Annotated in this window: 14 protein-coding genes; 12 read left to right on the top strand and 2 right to left on the bottom strand. The window is 37.1% G+C overall.

Going from position 1 to position 20,423, the window contains the following annotated elements:
• The 4 genes from VL047_RS13170 to VL047_RS13155 form a co-directional block, all read left to right on the top strand.
• Window positions 1-3,054: SusC/RagA family TonB-linked outer membrane protein (locus VL047_RS13170; protein WP_325361272.1), on the top strand; the 3,054-nt coding region annotated here is incomplete at its 5' end.
• Between the two features lie 31 nt (window positions 3,055-3,085).
• Complete coding sequence (locus VL047_RS13165) at window positions 3,086-4,882, top strand: RagB/SusD family nutrient uptake outer membrane protein (RefSeq protein WP_325361271.1); 1,797 nt, start codon at window positions 3,086-3,088, stop codon at window positions 4,880-4,882.
• 101 nt (window positions 4,883-4,983) lie between these two features.
• Window positions 4,984-7,269 carry a DUF7133 domain-containing protein gene (locus VL047_RS13160; protein WP_325361269.1) on the top strand — a complete coding sequence of 762 codons (2,286 nt, stop codon included), beginning with the start codon at window positions 4,984-4,986 and terminating at the stop codon, window positions 7,267-7,269.
• Window positions 7,270-7,309: 40 nt separating this feature from the next.
• A complete protein-coding gene (locus tag VL047_RS13155; protein ID WP_325361267.1) occupies window positions 7,310-8,692 on the top strand; it encodes a putative oxidoreductase C-terminal domain-containing protein in 1,383 nt (460 codons plus the stop codon).
• Between the two features lie 125 nt (window positions 8,693-8,817).
• Here VL047_RS13155 and VL047_RS13150 read toward each other — a convergent pair whose 3' ends face one another.
• Window positions 8,818-9,795, bottom strand: a complete 978-nt coding sequence (locus tag VL047_RS13150) for a Gfo/Idh/MocA family oxidoreductase (RefSeq protein WP_325361266.1) — start codon at window positions 9,793-9,795, stop codon at window positions 8,818-8,820.
• A gap of 107 nt (window positions 9,796-9,902) precedes the next feature.
• On the opposite strand from VL047_RS13150, the gene pncA reads away from it, so the two are divergent.
• On the top strand, window positions 9,903-10,595 hold the full coding sequence (pncA, locus tag VL047_RS13145) for a bifunctional nicotinamidase/pyrazinamidase (RefSeq protein ID WP_325361264.1): 693 nt from the start codon (window positions 9,903-9,905) through the stop codon (window positions 10,593-10,595).
• A gap of 256 nt (window positions 10,596-10,851) precedes the next feature.
• Here pncA and VL047_RS13140 read toward each other — a convergent pair whose 3' ends face one another.
• A complete protein-coding gene (locus tag VL047_RS13140) occupies window positions 10,852-12,708 on the bottom strand; it encodes a beta-N-acetylhexosaminidase (protein WP_325361262.1) in 1,857 nt (618 codons plus the stop codon).
• Between the two features lie 306 nt (window positions 12,709-13,014).
• On the opposite strand from VL047_RS13140, the gene VL047_RS13135 reads away from it, so the two are divergent.
• The 7 genes from VL047_RS13135 to VL047_RS13105 all read left to right on the top strand — a co-directional run bounded on the left by VL047_RS13135 (window position 13,015) and on the right by VL047_RS13105 (window position 20,423).
• On the top strand, window positions 13,015-13,995 hold the full coding sequence (locus VL047_RS13135) for a DUF6427 family protein (protein ID WP_325361260.1): 981 nt from the start codon (window positions 13,015-13,017) through the stop codon (window positions 13,993-13,995).
• 148 nt (window positions 13,996-14,143) lie between these two features.
• Complete coding sequence (purQ, locus tag VL047_RS13130) at window positions 14,144-14,833, top strand: phosphoribosylformylglycinamidine synthase subunit PurQ (protein ID WP_325361258.1); 690 nt, start codon at window positions 14,144-14,146, stop codon at window positions 14,831-14,833.
• A gap of 44 nt (window positions 14,834-14,877) precedes the next feature.
• Entirely contained in the window at window positions 14,878-16,179 is a 1,302-nt protein-coding gene (locus VL047_RS13125; protein WP_325361256.1) for a hypothetical protein, read from the top strand.
• Between the two features lie 8 nt (window positions 16,180-16,187).
• Window positions 16,188-16,775, top strand: coding sequence for an LPS export ABC transporter periplasmic protein LptC (lptC, locus tag VL047_RS13120; protein WP_325361254.1), 588 nt, complete (start codon window positions 16,188-16,190; stop codon window positions 16,773-16,775).
• 147 nt (window positions 16,776-16,922) lie between these two features.
• Complete coding sequence (locus VL047_RS13115; protein WP_325361252.1) at window positions 16,923-19,028, top strand: peptidylprolyl isomerase; 2,106 nt, start codon at window positions 16,923-16,925, stop codon at window positions 19,026-19,028.
• A 79-nt stretch (window positions 19,029-19,107) separates the two neighbouring features.
• On the top strand, window positions 19,108-19,623 hold the full coding sequence (locus tag VL047_RS13110) for a DUF2480 family protein (protein WP_325361285.1): 516 nt from the start codon (window positions 19,108-19,110) through the stop codon (window positions 19,621-19,623).
• 29 nt (window positions 19,624-19,652) lie between these two features.
• Entirely contained in the window at window positions 19,653-20,423 is a 771-nt protein-coding gene (locus VL047_RS13105) for a DUF3108 domain-containing protein (protein WP_325361250.1), read from the top strand.

Below are 20,423 nucleotides of genomic sequence, written 5' to 3'. Positions count from 1 at the left end.
GTTGCAGTCAACAACCGTGCAGCTGTTAATGTGACACTTGCCGAGGCTGTAACCAGTTTGAACGAAGTGGTTGTAACCGGTTATACCACAGAACAGAAGAAAGACATCATCGGTGCAGTATCCATCGTAAATGCAGAAGATTTAAATTCTACTCCAACGGGCAATATTACCAGTCAGTTACAGGGACGTTCGGCTGGTGTTACGGTAAGTTCGGATGGCAGTCTTGACGGTGGTGCTAAAGTACGTATCCGTGGTTTTGGTTCTTTCTCAGGATCTGAGCCTCTCTATGTAATTGATGGTGTTCCTGTTGGTGGAGGCCGTTCTGGAAGTACAAACTCTGCAGTCGACAACCTGAATCCAAACGATATTGAGTCGATGCAGGTATTGAAAGATGCTGCTGCTGCTTCTATCTACGGTGCCCGTGCTGCCAATGGCGTGGTAATTATCACCACTAAAAAAGGTCAGGCCGGAACTCCAAAAATAACCGTAGAAGGTTATTACGGCAGCAACTATGTAAGCAAAAACGACTTCCCTGAGCTTTTGAATGCCCAACAAATGGGTGAGCTGTACTGGAAACAAATGGATGGAGCTTATGCATCTTCTGGTAATCCGGCCTACCTTCCTGGAGGAGCAAGCTTTAAACATGATCAATATGGTTCTGGAGCTAATCCGGTTATACCAGAATATATTTTAGTGAATAATAATGGTACAAAATATGGAGGTGCTGCTTTAGAAAAAATGAGAGTTAGCGATCCCGCTCTCTTTGCCTCCTTAACTGACCCTGCAAATTATGACTTTAAAACTCACCAAATCGTTAAAGCTGGTGATACCAATTGGTTTGATGAAGTTTACAATCCTGCACCAGCAACCAGCATCCAATTGGGTGCCCGTGGTGGTACACAGACTGGTAATTATGCCTTGAGCATGAACTATTTTAAACGTGACAATACGGCTGCAAAGACAAACTCTTTTGAACGTTATTCACTCCGTGCCAACTCAACTTTTAATGTTCATAAAAATATTCGTTTGGGAGAAAACATTCAGGTTTCCTATGGAGAAATGAATGGCGATGGAAGTCCAGGCGGTTCGGGACCTCAAGCTGCTTGGGTTATGCAGCCTTTAATCCCTGTTTATGACATCATGGGGAACCCGGCAAGCTCTGCATCTCCGGGATTAGTTAATACAAATGACCCGGGAAGGAACCCTATAACCGAATCATGGCGTAACCGTTTTGATGGTAGCACCAACTATGGAATATTCGGTAACGTATTTGGAGAAGTGGATATCATTAAAGGATTAACAGCACGTACTTCCTTCGGTGTGAATTACTCTTCTCGAAACTTTAAAAACATGAATCCCCTTACGTATGAGCATGCGGAAAATACAACTTTGAATTCCCTCAATAATCAAAAGAACTTCTTCAATCAATGGACCTGGACCAATACTTTAAACTATGGTAAAGTCTTCGCTGAAAATCATGATTTCAAAATTCTCTTAGGTTCTGAATCTATCAGAAATTATGGTGAAACTTTATCAGCAACACGTACCAATATATCAGTGGCATTAGAAGATGATCCAAACTTTCAAGTAATTGATGCAGCAACTGGTGCACAAACTAATGGAGGATCTTTCTCACGCAGCAATCTTTACTCTTTATTCACAAGAGTTGATTATTCCTACGCTGGTAAATACTTGTTCAATGCAACGGTTCGTCGTGACGAATCATCGAAGTTCGCAAAAGATAACCGTGTAGGTTATTTCCCTGCAGCAGCAATTGGCTGGAGAGTTTCGGCAGAACCATTTATGCAAAGCCTTACCTTTCTGAATGATTTGAAACTTCGCGCAAGTTATGGTATCATCGGTAACGAAAGCGGTTTACCTAACGAAAATCAATACAATGTATATGTATCAAGTAATGGACAAGGGTATCCAGGTATGCCTGATAGCTATACCTTAAACAGCATTGCAAACCCTACCGCTAAATGGGAAGAAAACACCACTACTAACATTGGCTTGGATGCAACAATGTTTAACAACTCAGTGAATTTTACCATTGAGGTATATAACAAACAAACTAAAGATCTCTTGGTTAGAAACGAAGCGCCTGTTACAGGTATTAATGCTACACAGCCCTACCTGAATGCGGGCGATATGACCAATAAAGGGATCGATATCAGCTTGAGCAAACGTGGTGAGATTGCAGATGGATTTGGTTATGATATCGCCGCTACCTTCTCAAAATACAAAAATGAAGTAACGCGTGTCTTAGATAATCCATTAGCAACTATAGTTGGTTCAGGTACTCGCTTAAACGGTAGTCCGAGTTTAACTCGTGTGGGTGATCCGATTGCTTCTTTCTACGGTTACAAACTGGATGGCTTCTTCAATACTCAAGCAGAAGTAGATGCATTTAACGCAACCTATAATCCTGATGGAACAACCACTCCTTGGATCCCTGCTGAAGTTGGAAACTGGAGAATTACAGATGTGAATGGTGATCATATAATCAATGCAGAAGATCGTACTATTATTGGCTCTCCACACCCTGATTTTCAGGCAAGCTTTAATTTAGGATTGAACTACAAGAACTTTGATTTCAGTGCCTTTTTATTCTGGAATAAAGGAGGCCAGATCTTTAACTTAAGCCGTTTCAATGTTGATTTTAATACATTTATGTTCAACAGAAGTGAGCGTATGCTTTACGAATCATGGACTCCTGAATTAGGAAACAATGCAAAGTTACCTAAACTTAATGTTCTTGATTCCTATTCAAACAGTAACGTTACTGATTACTACCTGGAATCAGCTACCTACTTACGTTTGAAAACACTTCAACTGGGCTACACTATCCCAACGAACGTAATCAGCAAAGCGGGATTGGATAAGGTACGTGTATATGTTCAGGCACAAAATCTGTTTACTGCCAAAGGCACAAACACAACGGTATTAGATCCGGATGCTTCATTAAATGGGGGTGACACTTCAATGGGGGTAATCAATAATACTTTACCTACTCCTAAGCAAATACTATTTGGCATCAGCGTTGGGTTTTAATAATTAAGAAATAATATTTAACAACATAAATATGAAAAAGATTCATTCAGTAATATTTACATTGATTGTATGTGTTACGTTGTTTTCCTGTAAGGATGACTTCATAGAACAGCTTCCCATCGGTTCCTTTCCGCAGAGCATAATAACTACACCTGATGGGATTAAAAAGGCCTTAACAGGTGCTTACTCTTCTTTAAACGGCTCTGCAAATTTAGCAACCGGTCCAGGACAGTTCCTTTTTGGAAGTATCCGTGGTGGTGAAGCAAATAGAGGATCAGGTAATGGTGTTCAACCTCAAATGTCAGAAATTCAAAAATTCTCAGTAAATTCCAGTAACAGCTCGGTACTCTTATTCTTCACCCATTTTGGAGATGCCATTGCTCGTACTAATATGGTATTAAAAAACCTTCCATTGGTTGAGGGAATAACAGACGGGGATAAAATTGAGATCGAAGCAGAAGCCCGCTTCTTGCGTGCACATTATCACTTTATGCTAAAGCGTGTATTTAAAAATATTCCATGGTTAGATGAAGCAAGCATTGACGACCCTCGTGTTCCAAATACAGATGAGTCAGGCAATTTTATTGACGTTTGGCCAAATATTGCTGCTGATTTTAAATTCGCTGCTGAAAATCTTCCTCCAACACAACCAATTGCAGGAAGGCCTAATAAATGGGCTGCAAAAGCTTATTATGGCAAAATTTTATTATACATGGGTAATGAAGGTGATGATGCCAATTATACATTAGCTAAAACACAATTTGATGATGTAATTTCAAACGGCGTAACCTATAAAGGCGAAAAATATGCACTTGCTCCAAATTACCACGATAACTTTAATAGCCAAAAAGAAAATGGACCAGAGTCTGTATTCGCCGTTCAACACGAAGTAAATGATGGAAGTGAAAATAACCGGGCTAATGCAAGTCAGGACCTTTTATATATAGGCTCTCAATCACCAAGCGGACCTGCATTAGGAAGAGGATACGCCTACTTCAATCCATCACAATGGTTTGTTAATCATTTTCGCGTAGATGCCAATGGCCTTCCTATCTTTGATGATGAAGCTCGGAATGCATCATTTATTAAAAATGACGATGGAATCGAATCATCTGCTGCTTTTACTCCTGATGCTGGATTAATAGATCCAAGACTCGACTGGAGTGTTGGCCGTCGTGGTATTCCTTTTCTTGATTATGGAATTATGCCAGGCAAAGCCTGGGTTCGTGACCAAGCTTACGCGGGTCCATATGTTAGTAAAAAATTCTTTACACTTAAATCGAGAGATGGTATCGATACGGCTCCGGGAAGACCCGAAAACAATTTAAATATCGCCATTATCCGCTTTGCAGATGTTCTTTTAATGGCAGCCGAAGTAGATGCACGTCTAGGAAATACTGAACAGGCCAGGATATACGTAAACCAAATTCGTAACCGCATGGCTACAAACACAGCGAATCCTGAGAATTGGGTTCTAAATACTGATGGTACACCAGCCGCTAACTATAAAATAGCTCTATATCCTGTGGGATCACCACAATTTGCTAGTCTGGCAAAAGCGTTAGAAGCTATTTTCTTCGAACGTACTTTAGAACTTGGATTGGAAGGTCATCGTGCATACGATGCAATACGTTTCGGAGCTGAGGACGGCACAACTGACGAAAGGGAATTCAATGGTTACCTTACTTATGAATCAACTCTAAGAGGGTTCGTATCAGGGGCAGTTTACTCTCGCGACCCCGATGCAATTATACCTCTTTCACAAAAAGCAATTGAGAATAGTTTCAAAGATGGCAAACTAACATTAACACAAAGCCCTGGTTATTAAATATTTTCATTTTAGTGATAAGTTAGTAAAATATAAATACTAACTTATCATTAATAACCAATGAATAAATCACTTTCTAATTTCAATAACATTAATAACCAATGAAAATAAAACGTATTTACCCCTTTAAATTACTGCAGCAATTCTTACCTCTTATATTACTCATTGCCATCTCCTGCAATTCTCAACCAAGTGTTCAGGATTTTTCTGTATCTCCGGTAATCTCTCCGGAGGATGCTATAGAAAAAATGGAGGTTGAGAATGGTTTCAAAGTTGAACTGGTTGCATCCGAACCTTTATTAGATGCTCCGATAACTATGACTTTTGATGACAAAGGAAGAATTTGGGTGGTAGAAATGGAAAGCTTTATGTTGGACACAGCTGGTACCGGAGAAGATCAACCTACCGGAAAAGTATCTATTCTGGAAGATAAAGATGGTGATGGGCTGTATGAAGACAAAAAAGTATTTCTAGATTCTCTTGTATTACCACGTGCGATATCTTTATTTTCAGATGGAATTCTTGTTGCGGAACCGCCCTATCTATGGTTCGTACCAAACAACAACGACCAAGCCGGCGAAAAAATACTAGTAGATGCAGAATATGCAATAGGAGGAAATGCAGAGCATCAACCCAATACGCTATTGCGTGGACTTGACAATTGGATTTACAATGCAAAATCAGATAAACGCTATAAAAGAAAAGGCAATGAATGGATTGTTGAAAAAACACATTTCCGTGGTCAATGGGGAATTGCACAAGATAACTTTGGTCGTTTATATTATAATCACAATTCTGCAAACGTACTTGGAGAGTACTTTACTCCTGGTTTCGGGTCAGACAATGGCAATCAACGTAAGGTAGCTGGTTTTAATGAAGCCATCGTTCCAAACAACAGAGTATACCCTTTAAGACCTACTCCCGGAGTTAATCGTGGTTACATGGATGGTATATTAGACAGCAACAAACGGCTGGTTAACTTTACAGCAGCCTCGGCCTTAACAATTTACAGAGGTGATCTATTTGGAAAAGATTATATTTTCAATGCTTTTGTTCCAGAACCTGCTGCCAATCTTATTAAAAGAAATATTCTTAAAGAGGATGGGAACAAAGTTGAAGGAGAGCAAGCCTATGAAAACAAAGAATTCCTTAGAAGTGTGGATGAACGCTTCCGTCCTGTATTCCTTTCAAATGGTCCTGATGGCGCTTTATATGTTGTAGATATGTATCGCGGTATCATCCAGCACAAAACATATTTAACCCCCTACTTAAAAGGAGAAATAGAATCGAGAGATTTAGAACAACCTACTCAAGTTGGTCGTATCTATAGAATAGTTCCTGAGGATGGAAAAAGAGAACTTACAGTTTTCCCTCAAGATGCTCAAGGTCTTGTAAAACTCTTCAATAGTCCTAATGGATGGGTTCGGGATAAAGCACAGCAAATCCTTATTGACAGGAACATGACCGATGCTATTCCTGAACTTAGAAACTTTCTTAAAGACACAAGTAACCCACTCCCTCTTATTCACTCTTTGTGGACATTAGAAGGTTTAGGTGTTTTAACTACTGAAGATGTAACTGCACTGTTCAACCAGTCTGATTTCCATATCAAAATGCAAGCTTTTAGTGCCATGGCTAACATATTAAATAAGGATAACTATACTGATTTCGTTCCTTATCTAGAACAGATGATTGATCAGAAAGATGTGTCAATCGCACCTTATATAGCATTTGCAACTGAGAAAATAGAGCCTTTTAATGAATCACTATCCGGCCAATTATTAAACAAATTAGTGCAAGCTTTCCCGAACGATAAGTTAGTCGCTGACGCTGTAGTAAGCGGTCTTTATAACAAAGAAGCAGCTTTCTTAAAACAAGTAGAATCAAATGGCTTGGATACCAGTACGGCGATTAACAAAAGCTTAAATCAAACACTCAAAGATATTCTAAGAGCAAAAGATGATATAAACACGAAAGCTGCTGCTGAGAAATACCCTGACGGTGCAATGATGTTCTATTCAACATGTGCTACTTGTCATGGCAGAGACGGATATGGAATTGAGTCTCTTGCTCCGCCATTAAACAAATCTGATTGGGTGTTAGGAGAAAAAGACAAAGTAATTGCCACCGTTTTATTTGGATTGAGTGGGCCGATAGTAATCAATGGAGAAACGACACGCTTTGCAGGTGACATGCCCGGCATCGGTCAAAGTTCCGAATTTACAGATAAAAGCATTGCTCAAATAATAAGTTTCGTTCGAAATGCCTGGAGTAACAGTGCATCGAGTGTGAGTGAAGAAGATGTTGCTAAAATTCGTGAAAAATTTAAAGGCAGAGAAGGTTCATTCACTTTACAGGAAATGGATGCCATATGGAAAAGACCCTAGGTTCTAACCATTAATACAAGAACAGAAAAATATAAAACGAATGTCTTATCTAACAAAAACAGCTGTTGTACTTTCCATGCTCATCGCCTCTGGTTGTGCGGGCACTCAAAGCACAACTAAAGATTCAATGAAAGAAGTCAGATTAATTACCCTTGAACCAGGGCATTTCCATGCTGCTCTGGTTCAAAAATCAATGTATGCCGATGTAGATTCAACAGTTCATGTATATGCTCCTGAGGGAAATGAACTACAAAGTCACATGAACTTGATCAATCAATACAATACAGATTCAACAAAGCCAACTAACTGGAACGAAGTTGTTTATATCGGCCCTGATTTTTTTCAGAAAATGCTGGATGAAAAGGCCGGGAATGTAGTTGTATTAGCCGGGAACAATCTAAAAAAGACAAGTTATATAGACGAGTCTATTAATGCAGGATTCAATGTTTTGGCTGATAAGCCGATGGCTATTGATATAACTGGTTTTGAAGTATTAAAAAATACTTTTAAAACAGCTGCTGATAAGGATTTGCTTCTGTATGATATCATGACCGAGCGCAATGAAATAACTTCTATGCTTCAGAAAGAATTTTCTCTGATACCAGAAGTTTTTGGGACTTTAGAGAAAGGAACACCTGAAAATCCAGGAATAACAGAAGAAAGCACACATTTCTTTTACAAACAAGTATCAGGGAATGTACTGACACGACCTTCTTGGTTTTTCGATGTAAAGCAACAAGGTGAAGGAATTGTGGATGTAGGAACTCACCTGGTAGATTTAGTTCAATGGGTCGGTTTCCCTGAGCAGATAATTGATTACACAAAAGATATTCAATTAACTTCTGCAAAAAGATGGAGTACAGATCTGACCTTAAATCAATTCAATGCCATTACTAAGCTAAACGGGTTTCCGGATTTCCTTCAAAATAATATCGTACAAGATAGTTTGCTACAAGTGTATGCCAACGGGGAGATTAATTATAAATTAAAGGATGTAAATGCCAAAGTTGTTATAAAGTGGCTCTTCCAAGCACCTGAAGGTACAGGAGACACGCATTACTCTATTATGAGAGGTACAAAAGCGAACCTTATTATTCGCCAAGGCGCGGAGGAACAGTTTAAACCTGAATTATACATTGAACCTGTTAATGGAAAAGATAATGCATACACAGAGGCACTATCTTCTAAATTAAAAGAAGTTCAGTCAAAATACCCGGGGGTAGAATTACTAGAAACAGATAAAGGCTGGCAAGTGTCTATCCCCGCATCGTATAAAGTTGGCCATGAGGCACATTTCGGACAAGTAATGGAGCACTTCCTGGATTATATGAAAAATGGAAATATGCCTGAATGGGAAATTCCCAATATGATTGCTAAATATTACACGACTACAGCAGCACTTGAACTTGCAAAGAAAGAATAAACTTTTCTTTGTTTTGATTTTAACTTAACAACAATTAACCAAACAACAATAACCAGTGATTGAACAGAGGTTGAATAGTGGTATTACCACTGCTTGACCACTGTTCAACTCTTAATTGGCTACTGTTACACTGTTTGAGTAAAAGCATCTAGAACCTTCATCACCTCCATGCCTTCTGCAGCACTACAAGGATTCGAGCGCTTACCCTGAAAATATTCAACAACCGCCTGAATCATTGGCTCTTGGACGTGTGCAAGTTTTTCGAAAGAAAGGAGTTGCTTTCCCTCGCTGTTGATTAATTCAATCGGATCGTTACTAAACACAGAAAAAGTTATTTTGCCTTCTGATCCGATAATTTCACATCGATCGTTATTTTCTGATGCATTGAATAACCAGCTTCCATTAAACAAAACATCATTCTGAAACAATATCTGTCCGGTTACCACATCATCCGCCGGATATAATTGAGCTTGGTTAAAGGATATGCCATTAACCCGAGCTACGTTGCCAAAGAGATAATACATCAAATCTATTTGATGGGGTGCTATATCATGAAATAAGCCTCCGCCGGATATAGCTGGATCTAAACGCCATTGAGTTTTGGGTTTAGATAGAGCTTCTTTTGTTAAAGGTCGTCTCCAATATTGCAATGAAACCAATCTGGGAATTCCGATAGCATTTTCGTTTAAAAGGGCTTTGATCTTCTTAAAATATGGTTGCTCTCTGCGGTAATGAGCTACGGTAAGTTTACCTTCATAATATTTTACTGCTTTTACCATATGGTGGGCATGAATGCTGCTTAAAGTCATTGGTTTTTCAACGTACACCATCTTTCCCGCTTTCAGTGCACGCAGAGCATAGTCTTCATGCGAATCCGGAGGGGTGGCAATATAAATAGCATTCACTTCAGGGTCATCTATAAGTTCTTGTGCGTTGGTATACCATTTAACAATATGATGCCTTTCAGCATAATCTTTTACTTTTTCTTCATCCCTGCGCATCACAGCAATCAGCTTAGACCCTTTTACCTTTTGAAAGGCAGGCCCACTTTTTACTTCCGTAACATCTCCGGCACCAATCATCCCCCAGTGAATATCTTGCATATGATTCGGTTTAATTCGTTAAATTCAAATTTAATAAAAACATGAACCGATGTTGATCATTTCATAGGAAAGATGAAATAAAATTGAAGAATTTCGTATCTTGAGATATGAGCAATACCCTACCATCAAAATTAATGCAACGTTTAAAAGATGAATTTCTCTTTGAAGAAAAGTCTTATTTTGAAGGGCAATCAAATACTGCCCTGATAATCATCGATATCCAAAATGATTTCTTACCAGGAGGCTCTTTGGCAGTTCCAGATGGGGATGAAATCATTCCCATTATCAACAAACTTCAGAAACACTTTGATTTAATAGTTATTACACAGGATTGGCATCCGGTAAATCATAAAAGCTTTGCTTCATCCCATAAAAACAAAGAGCCATATGAAATAATTAAATTAAATGGCAGCGATCAAGTCCTTTGGCCAACCCATTGTGTGCAGAATTCAGAGGGTGCTTCAATTTCAGCCAGCTTGGAAACAAAAAGAGCCAGCTTAATTATACGGAAAGGAATGAATCCGGAAATTGATAGCTATAGTGGTTTCTTTGATAATGAGAAACGGAACTCGACAGGGTTAATGGGCTATTTGACTGAGAAAAACGTAAATAAGGTATCCATCTGTGGATTGGCAGGCGATTTCTGTGTTTACTACACCGCGATGGATGCACTGGATCTAGGATTTGATGTAGAAATTCTTGTAGACGCAACAAAGCCTATTAATGTGGATGAATTCAAAATCAAATTAGAAACCTTCAAAGAAAAAGGAGGAAAGGTAGTGGAGAGTAAAATGCTTTAAAAAAGAAAGGCTTCAGCCGGGGAGACTGAAGACCTTTACTAACCAATTATAAACCTAAATTATGAAAGAACAAATATAGTGTACTTTATACACTATATGCAAATTTTTTTTGTAATAATATTGTAATAATCATTAATCGAATTTATAAGTATTACAAGAACGCTTGCTTCAAATGTTACACAATAGATAAACGCTCCTTTTTACAAAATATTTTGTGTTCATTCATTTTATATTCCAGGTTAAATATCTTTTGAAACTATTCGACACCAAGAGAGTCAGTAAACATAGAACTGATGCGGCCTCCTGGTGTTTCAATCACATAGTTTAGCTTCAAAGGCTTTTGTCCGGCTCCTACAAAAGGCATTTCAAAAGTACCTCTATAAAGTGTCCCATTATTATCAGCCTTATGTCCATCTATAGTATAATAAACCGTGCTATTTGCAACGAATGGTGTTATAGTTACTGTTTTGCGTCCTGATACATTATTTACGCCAACTTCGACCTTCGCTTCCGGAATTCGATAATTAATATCGCTTTGTTCAAGGTCTACTAACCTTTTAGGCAAGCGCTGTGTTGTAAATTCATCATAATTCTGTCTTACACTGCCTGTCCATGCTACTTCAGAAAGTGCGAGCATACGTGGAAACAGCATATATTCTAACTTATTATTGGTCGGTATATACTCTGTCCATAAATTTGCCTGTACCCCTAATATGTGTTTTTGCTCTTCTTGGGTTAAAGTAGCAGGTCTTGGGTTATAGCTATAAACCTTATCCAAAGACACAAATCCGCCAATTGATAAAGGCTCGGAGGCAGCATCTTTAGATTGAAGGTAATCTATATATAAGTAGCTATTAGGAGTCATAATAACATCATGTCCTGACTGCGCCGCTGCTATACCACCTTTTTCTCCTCGCCAGCTCATCACTACAGCATCTTGTGCAAGTCCGCCACCTTCTAAAATTTCATCCCATCCTATAAGTCGCCGACCATGCTTCTTTAGAAACTCTCCAACCCGATTCGTAAAATAGCTCTGCAATTCATGCTCATCCTTTATTTTGTTTTTCTTAATGAAATTCTGGGCTATAGACGATTCTTTCCATTCATCTTTTGGAGCTTCATCTCCTCCTATATGAATATACTCACTTGGGAAAATATCCATTACTTCTGTTAACACATCTTCTATAAACTTGAAAGTTGCCTCATGAGGTCCAAAAATAGTTGGCATAACACCCCAATAGCCTAAAACATGATAAGGGCCTGTCGCATTTCCTAATTCAGGATATGCTGTTAATACGGCTGTACTATGGCCAGGAACTTCGATTTCCGGAATAACTGTAATTTTTCTATCAGCAGCATACTTTACAAACTCACGTGCTTCCTCTTGTGTATAATATCCTCCGTGTTTCTCTCCATCGTATACAAAAGGTTTAAAATCGGAATACCTTCCAATGATTGTAGAGTCTCTCCATGCTGATATTTCAGTAAGTTTTGGATACTTTTTAATTTCCAGTCTCCAACCCTGATCATCTGTAAGATGCCAATGAAGTCGGTTAAATTTAAAGTATGCCATTTGATCCACTATCTTCTTTAGTTGATCGAGGGTGAAAAAGTGCCTTGACACATCTAGCATCACTCCCCGATAACCAAACTCTGGTTTATCCGTAATGGCAACTCCAGGAACTGCTAGCTGTCCATCTACATTTTCAATAAGCTGAAGTAGGGTTTGCAATCCATAAAATATTCCCGCGTTTCCTCCCTTAATTACAATTTGATCCTGATTAACATCAAGTGCATATTCTTCTTGATTTGCAGGTGTTGTTTCTTCCAATATTATAGCATTCTTTGCAACATCGAACGGACTTACAGCTAATCGTATTTTATAACGATCCCAGACCAGATCATTGAACAAGGACACCATCTTACGAGTATCTTCACTTTTTACAACAATCTGCGTTTGGTTACTTAATTTAAAAGTAAGATCTTTAGCTTGTATAGAGACTGGCTTAGGGATAATGGAAAAGGATTCTGCCCGTTGTGCAAAACTAGAAGTAGCCCCTCCTACTATCAGCAAAAGAGCCATGAAGGACTTTAGCGTTTTTTTTAATTTCATAGCGTTTATATATAAGGTTCTTATTAAAATGATGATTAGAATGCAATCATTCTTCACGAATGATTAACGATTATAGAGTTTATAATTTCAAAAAACAAGGAACAAAGAAACACAATCGATTGCATAAAATTCGATATTTAATTTCGTTTATTCATCTTTAATTTCTTCATTTTTAATCGCTAACGATAAATAATACGCAGTATTCCAACGACATATTTTGAAAATACCGAGTTAAGACCGACAGAATAAAGGAATAGCTTAAATAATTAAGTAGTTTTGCTTTGAGAAATCCCTATATATTAAAGTATGATCAATATATTTAGAAGGTTCAACCCGCTCAATTTCCTGTATTTGATCCCTTTAGCCTTGCTATTATGTATAGGTGCATTTATTAATTTTCCGGAAAACTTACGACCCATATTTTTTGAACCTGCAATCTCCAATTTAACTGGAAATCTTATAGAAGAAATGGTAACACCAACAATAAGCGTTCTTGTTACTGTGATTTTAACCGTCATCCAGGGCCTCCTCCTTAATTTTATTGTAAATAAATATAACCTATTGGGCAAACCCAACTACCTGACAGCGTTGTTATATATTACGTTAGCAAGTATGCTAACACCTTTTCTTACTCTATCATCTACTCTAATCTGTAACTTCCTATTAATATGGATGTTGGATAAATTTTTATTCATTTATCGTCGGGCCGAAATTAAGGCGGTTATGTTCGACCTTGGGCTAATTGTGGCTGTAGGAACTTTGTTCTATTTCCCATTTATTGCTATGTTTCCGTTATTGTGGATTAATCTCATCTTGCTTCGTCCTTTTAATTGGAGAGAGTGGATGGCGGGTGTTCTTGGTTTCATAACGGTATACTTTATTTTATTTATTACCTATTTATGGCTAGACAAACTATTTCTTTTTAAAGGGATCTGGCTGCCCTTGATTCATCCTTTCCCTACCTCATTGAATATCGACATATATGATTATCTGGTACTTATAGCTCCCGCTTTAATACTTATACTATTCGTTATTTCTATTCGGCAAAACTTTTTCAAGAGTGTAATACATATACGGAAGGCATTTCAACTACTTTTTTTCTTGCTGATTCTAGGATTACTCTCATTTTACTTAAACTCAAATTTCGAAGATTATCATTTTCTTCTTTGCATTCCTTCCCTAACAATTTACATGGCTTATTACTTTACACATGCCAGAATACGCTGGTTATACGAAGGTGCATTTGCTTTATTAATTTTGGCTATTCTGTATTTCCAATGGTTTTAGGAAACTCTTTAACCTTTTTTAACAAAAATAGCATGCAAAGCATTTAAAATTTGAATAGATTTGCATGATAATACAGTTAATTTCTACTTTTTAAAATTACTGTATAAAAAACAATTGGCTGAAAAGGCCCTAATTAAGTCTATCAAAAATGAAATTTGGAGTTGTTGTTTTCCCTGGATCAAATTGTGATGAAGATATAATATATACATTACAGCATATTATGGGTCAGGATGTAGTTCGTCTTTGGCATAAAGATAAAGATTTGCAAGGAGCAGAATTTATTGTTTTACCAGGAGGTTTCTCTTTCGGTGATTACCTTCGTTCGGGAGCTATTGCTAAATTCTCACCAATTATGCAGGAAATTATTGCCTTCGCAAATAAAGGTGGAAATGTGTTGGGAATATGCAATGGCTTTCAAATACTAACAGAAGCCGGCTTACTTCCGGGAGCATTATTACAAAACAAGAATCAAAAATTTATTTGTGCTAATACTTATATTAAAGCAGAGACAAATAACTCATTGATAACATCACAAATAGAATTAAATAAAGCATTAAAGATTCCTATTGCTCATGGCGAAGGAAATTATTTTGCTGATTCAGATACATTAAAAAAGCTGGATGATAATGATCAAGTCTTGTTTCGTTATTGTGACTCAAGTGGAAGCGCCACTGCTGAAAGCAATCTGAATGGCTCGATAAATAACATTGCCGGTGTTTCTAATAAAAACAGAAACGTTTTCGGCCTGATGCCTCATCCAGAAAGAGCATCAGATAGTCTCTTGGCAAATGATGATGGTTTAATCATTTTTGAATCTATTTTATCAACAGTTTACTAATTTTCTTCAGAATAACCGCCTGAATGATTTACGATAAAAAATACATGATTAAATCAAAAATATCCATTTGCATATTCGCTTGTCTTACTTTACTCTTTACTGTTTCAGGGGCTTTAGCACAATCAAATACTAGTTCACCTTATTCAAAATACGGGCTGGGCGAATTACGAGGCGAACATCTTCCTCAGTTAAGAGCATTAGGCGGAATCTCAACAGGTATACGTGGCTTAGGTTCTTATTTTAATATTAACTCAAGTAACCCAGCTTCCTATTCAGGCATTCGCCTAATGACTATCGATGTCGGTGTATATGGGAATCTATCTTTTCAGGAACGTGATAATATTAAACAAAACACTTCTGATTTCTCTCTTGGATATTTAAGCTTTGCAGTTCCTGTAACTCCAAAATCTGCATTTAGTTTCGGACTTCTTCCCTATTCAGATTTAGGTTATCGTTATTCGAATCAATCGACATTAAATAATATTGAAGTCAATAATGTCTATGCGGGTGAAGGTGGTATCTCCAAAGCATATTTTGGATATGGCATTCAACTAGGAAAGAAATTTAGTATCGGTGCGAATGCAGGATATCTTTTTGGCAAACTGGATAATAGCCAGGAAGTGCAGTTTCCAATAAATACCGGTGCTTTAAACTCTAAAATCGAGAACAGCAGGGTTATAAATGGATTCTCATTTGACTATGGGCTCCAATATTCTACAGCTATTGGAGATGATTATGGACTTGTTATAGGCTACGCTGGAAATGCTGGAAAATCAATCAGGTCTAAAGAAACAGAAGTTGCTATTCGTACATTTGGAAATGCTTCAGCTACAGAAGAAAATATAGCATTAGACACCATTCTTCTAAGCCAAAATTACCCAAAGGATGTTATTATGCCAATGGAACATAAACTAGGTTTTAGTTTAAATAAACGGAATAAATGGTTAGTGGGAGCTGACTTCCATTATGGAAAGTGGTCGGACTTCAAAGAAGGAGACCTAAGCTCTAACCTAGAAGATAGCTATGGTGTTGCGATTGGTGCAAATATTACTCCAGACTACACTTCAAATAAATATATTAATCTGGTAGATTACCGTTTTGGATTTCGCTATGACAAGACAAATGTAAAAGTCAATGATCAGAATATCAACGATATGGCGATAACGCTCGGACTAGGTTTACCACTTGCTTCTAATCGTCAAACTACATTCTACAAGATTAATTTCTCTGCTGAATTAGGCCAACGAGGTTCTTTGGAAAACAGTTTAGTTAAAGAAAAATATGTAACCTTCCGATTAGGGTTTACTTTAAATGATCGTTGGTTTCAACGCTATCAATACGATTAGCAGTACTCATGAATGCTAATATAATACATAGAGTAAATTTACTTAGCATCACTAAAAGAGTTGTATTTTTCATTTTTATACTCTTATTCACTGCGTGTGAAAACGATTTAAAGGAAGTTGAACGTGTTTCCAATCAGAAGACGGAAGATCCTATCGATATTTCATATGGAGTTAAAGTTATCTACAGTGACTCGGCCATTGTGAAGGCACAGCTAACCACACCGAAAATGCTTCACTTCAACACTGATGATCCATACTATGAATTTCCTGAAGGGGGTTTATTAATTATGTATGATTCAACTCGTACAGAAACACAGCGTGTAAAATCAGATTATGCCATTCAGCGAGTTAATACCGGCATTACTGAGTTACGAAAAAATGTAGTTGCAACACGAGCTGACGGAATGACTTTAAAATCGGAAGAATTGATTTGGGATGAAAATGAAAAACGCTTTTATTCAAATTTACCTGTAACCATCATTATAAACAACCAAACTTCATATGGAACTTCGTTTTGGGCTAAGGAAGACTTCTCTTATTTTGAAATAACCTCTCAAACCGGAAACTTTGAATTTAATGGGCCGAAAAGGTTTTAGATAGTCGTTTAAGAGACAGCTATTTCAATGCTATCTTTTTAATTTTATCTTTTTTAATTTTTACTTTTAATTGTATCTTGCGCCCTCATTTGTAAAGAAAGAGTAATAAAACAATTGTAATTTAACGAAAAATAATATAAGATTATTATGGGAATAATGACTTTTTTGCGAAATCGTCTGGGATTATTGGTAGTATGGACAATCGGTATCGCACTTGCCGCATTTTTATTAGGTGAAATTATTCCACAGTTATTGGGAACCATGAATGCCAATCAGAATGAAGTTGGTGTAATCAATGGTGAGAAACTCGATTATGCAACCTTCAATGCTGAAGTAGAAGCTGGGTTGAATAATATGCGTCAACAAATGGGCGGAACGCTAAACGACCAAATGAATGCCTACGTTGTTGAGAATGTATGGAATCAGCATTTATCACAAGTTATCTTAGAAGAGGAAATAGATCGCATTGGATTAAGTGTTGGTTCAAGTGAATTAAATGATATGGTGTCAGGACAGAACCCTTCACCACAAATTATCCAATCATTTACTAATCCTCAAACCGGAGAATTTGATCGAAATCAATTAAGTATATTTCTAACCAATATAAGAAATGAACCTCCCAGCAGCATCCAGAAACAACAGTGGGAAGGCTTTCTGAGAAACATACGACAAGAGCGTTTACAACAGAAGTACAATCAATTAATACAAAACAGTGTATATGTAACCTCTCTGGAAGCAAATGAGGATTTTATTCAACGTAATAAGATTGCTAATTTCAGCTATGTCTTATTAGATTATTCTTCAATAAATAATACTGATATTAAACTTACCGAAGAGGATTACAAGGCTTATTACGACGATCATAAAGCTGCCTTTTTCAATCCAGTTGAAACTCGTAGTATTGAGTATGTAGTATTTGATGCCGAGCCGAGTGCTAGTGACACTTTAGCAGTACATAATAAAGCAATTGAACTTGCACAACAGTTAGCTACTGCAGAAAATGATTCATTATTTGCCTCCATTAACTCCGATACTAAATACCCAATAGCATATTATAAAAAGGGTGATCTATCACCAAATTTAGATTCAGCTTTATTCAATGGCTCTACAGGTTCTGTAGTAGGTCCATTCTTTTCTAACGGCACTTATGAACTGGCAAAGATATTAGACAGTCGTATGAGTCCGGATTCAGTAACTGCAAGTCATATTTTATTAAATCCTGCAGCAGAAGGTGGCAATGAACAAGCAAACGCAAAAGCTGATTCTATAAAAACATTAATCCAGAAAGGTGCCAACTTTGCTACACTTGCAGCAGAGTTCAGTACAGATGGTTCTAGAAATGATGGAGGAAAACTTGGCACATTCCCTCGGGGAGCAATGATACCAGCTTTTGAAAATGCAGTATTTAATGGTAAACCTGGAGATTTAATTGTGCTTACTACCCAATTTGGTGTTCATATTATAAAAATAGACGATCAAATCGGTTCTTCCAGAGTTGTTAAGGCTGCGATTATTGACAAGAGCATTCAAAGCAGTAAGGAAACCTTAAATGCAGCTTATAACAAAGCATCAAGCTTTTTTGGTAAAGTGACTAAAGATAATTTTAAAGAACTTGCTCAAACGGAAGGCTATGAAACACAGGTTGGTGCTCAAATTGCCCCTATGCAAAGCTCTATTCAAAATTTAATGAATCCTCGTGAATTAATTAGATGGATATACCAAGCTAAAGTGGGAGATGTAACTGATAAAGTTTATGAATTAGAAAATAAATATGTCGTTGCACGCTTAACTCAGATTCGAGAAAAAGGAATTCTTCCTTTTGAAACAGTAAAACAAGACATTGAACCAGCGGTAATTAATCAAGTTAAGGCAAATCAATTAATGAAGAAAGCTGATGAAGCATTAAATGAATCTTCAACCATTGAACAAGTTGCTCAGAAACTTGCGAGAACTCCGGTTGAAGTTCAAAATACAGTATTTGCCAACCCAATTCTTGCAGGTATTGGACAAGAGAATAGAGTTGTTGGTACAGTGTTTGGTTTACAGCCATCTACCATATCTAAAAGCATTGAGGGTAAACAAGGTGTTTATATAGTTTCAGTACGTGATTTTGTAAACCCTAATCAACCACTAAATCTCATATCAATTAAACAACAGAATCTTAACTCAATTAAACAAAGAGTTCCTGGAGCTGTTCTACAGGTCTTACACGATCGAGCAGAAATCACTGACAATCGGGTTCGATTCTATTAGATTAAAAATACTTAACTTTGCATCCGGATAAATGATAGATTTATCCGGATTTTTTTTGAAAGAAGTGAAAGGAAAGGACATGGATAATCAGGATACAATCATTAATAAAGTCGCGTTAAGCGGTTTAATCACCTTCGATTTAGCTACCCTAGCTCCACAGGGAGATCGTATATTATTCGACATAAAGGATCAACTCTTTCATGGTTTGATTCTTCGGGAAAAGGATTTCAGAGAATTTATAAAGACGAATGACTGGTCACAGTATCAAGATAAGAATATTGCAATCACCTGCTCTGCAGATGCAATTATTCCCACTTGGGCATATATGCTTCTAGCAAATAAATTAGAACCTTATGCTCGGGAAATCATTTTTGGAGACTTGGATGTACTAGAAACTTTCTTATATGAGAAGTCGTTAGAACAACTTGATATGAGTCAATTTGAAGGAGAAAGGATTATGGTAAAGGGATGTGGAGATATCAGGGTTCCCGAATCTGCTTTTATTACTTTTACCAGAAAACTGAGTAAGGTTGCCAAAAGTATTATGTATGGAGAAGCCTGTTCTTCGGTTCCCATTTTTAAACGAAAGACATAATGGGCATATTTTTTGCAACAAGCTTAAATATGAAGAAAAGCCTATCATTTTTACTCGTATTATTTTTCTCACTTGGTGCCTACGCACAAGACCTTCCTCATTTAAAAGAATCTGTTTTCAAACCCGGGGAAGTTTTGAAATATAAATTAAAATATGGTTTTATATCTGCAGCAGAAGGAACATTAAAAGTAGAATCAACTGATCTTAAGTTTAATCAAAAACCGACGATCCATCTTTCAGCCCAAGGTAAAACATCAAGTGCATTTAGCATTTTTTATAATGTGCTGAATCGTTACGATTCTTATATTGATCAAAAAACCTTTCTTCCTTATTTCTATACTGAAAGCATCAAGGAGGGCAAATATAGGAGAAATGATAAAGTAAGATTTGACCAAAGCAATAGAACTATTACAGGTAACAAAGGTACTTTTACCGGTAGCAATCAAACATTTGATCTACTATCCGCCTATTACTTTGCTAGAAACCTTGACCTTTCTAAGATGTCTATTGGCGAATCTTTTAAGTTAACTTATTTTCTAAATGATGAAGTTGCAACCTTAGGAATAACCTATTTGGGTAAAGAACGTATTAAAACATCTATTGGTACCTTTAATTGCCTTAAATTTAGTCCGGAGATTAAACCTGGAAGAATATTTAGAAAGGATAGTAAACTTTACCTTTGGGTAACTGATGATGGTAACCGTATTCCCGTAAAAGCAGAGGTAGAAATTCTTATTGGTTCAGTTACATTAGAACTTGTAGACGCATCTGGGTTGAAATATCCCCTAAATAAAAAATAG

This window comes from Albibacterium sp., from assembly GCF_035514885.1.
GTDB lineage: Bacteria > Bacteroidota > Bacteroidia > Sphingobacteriales > Sphingobacteriaceae > Albibacterium.
This window is presented reverse-complemented; position numbering and strand designations above follow the sequence as displayed.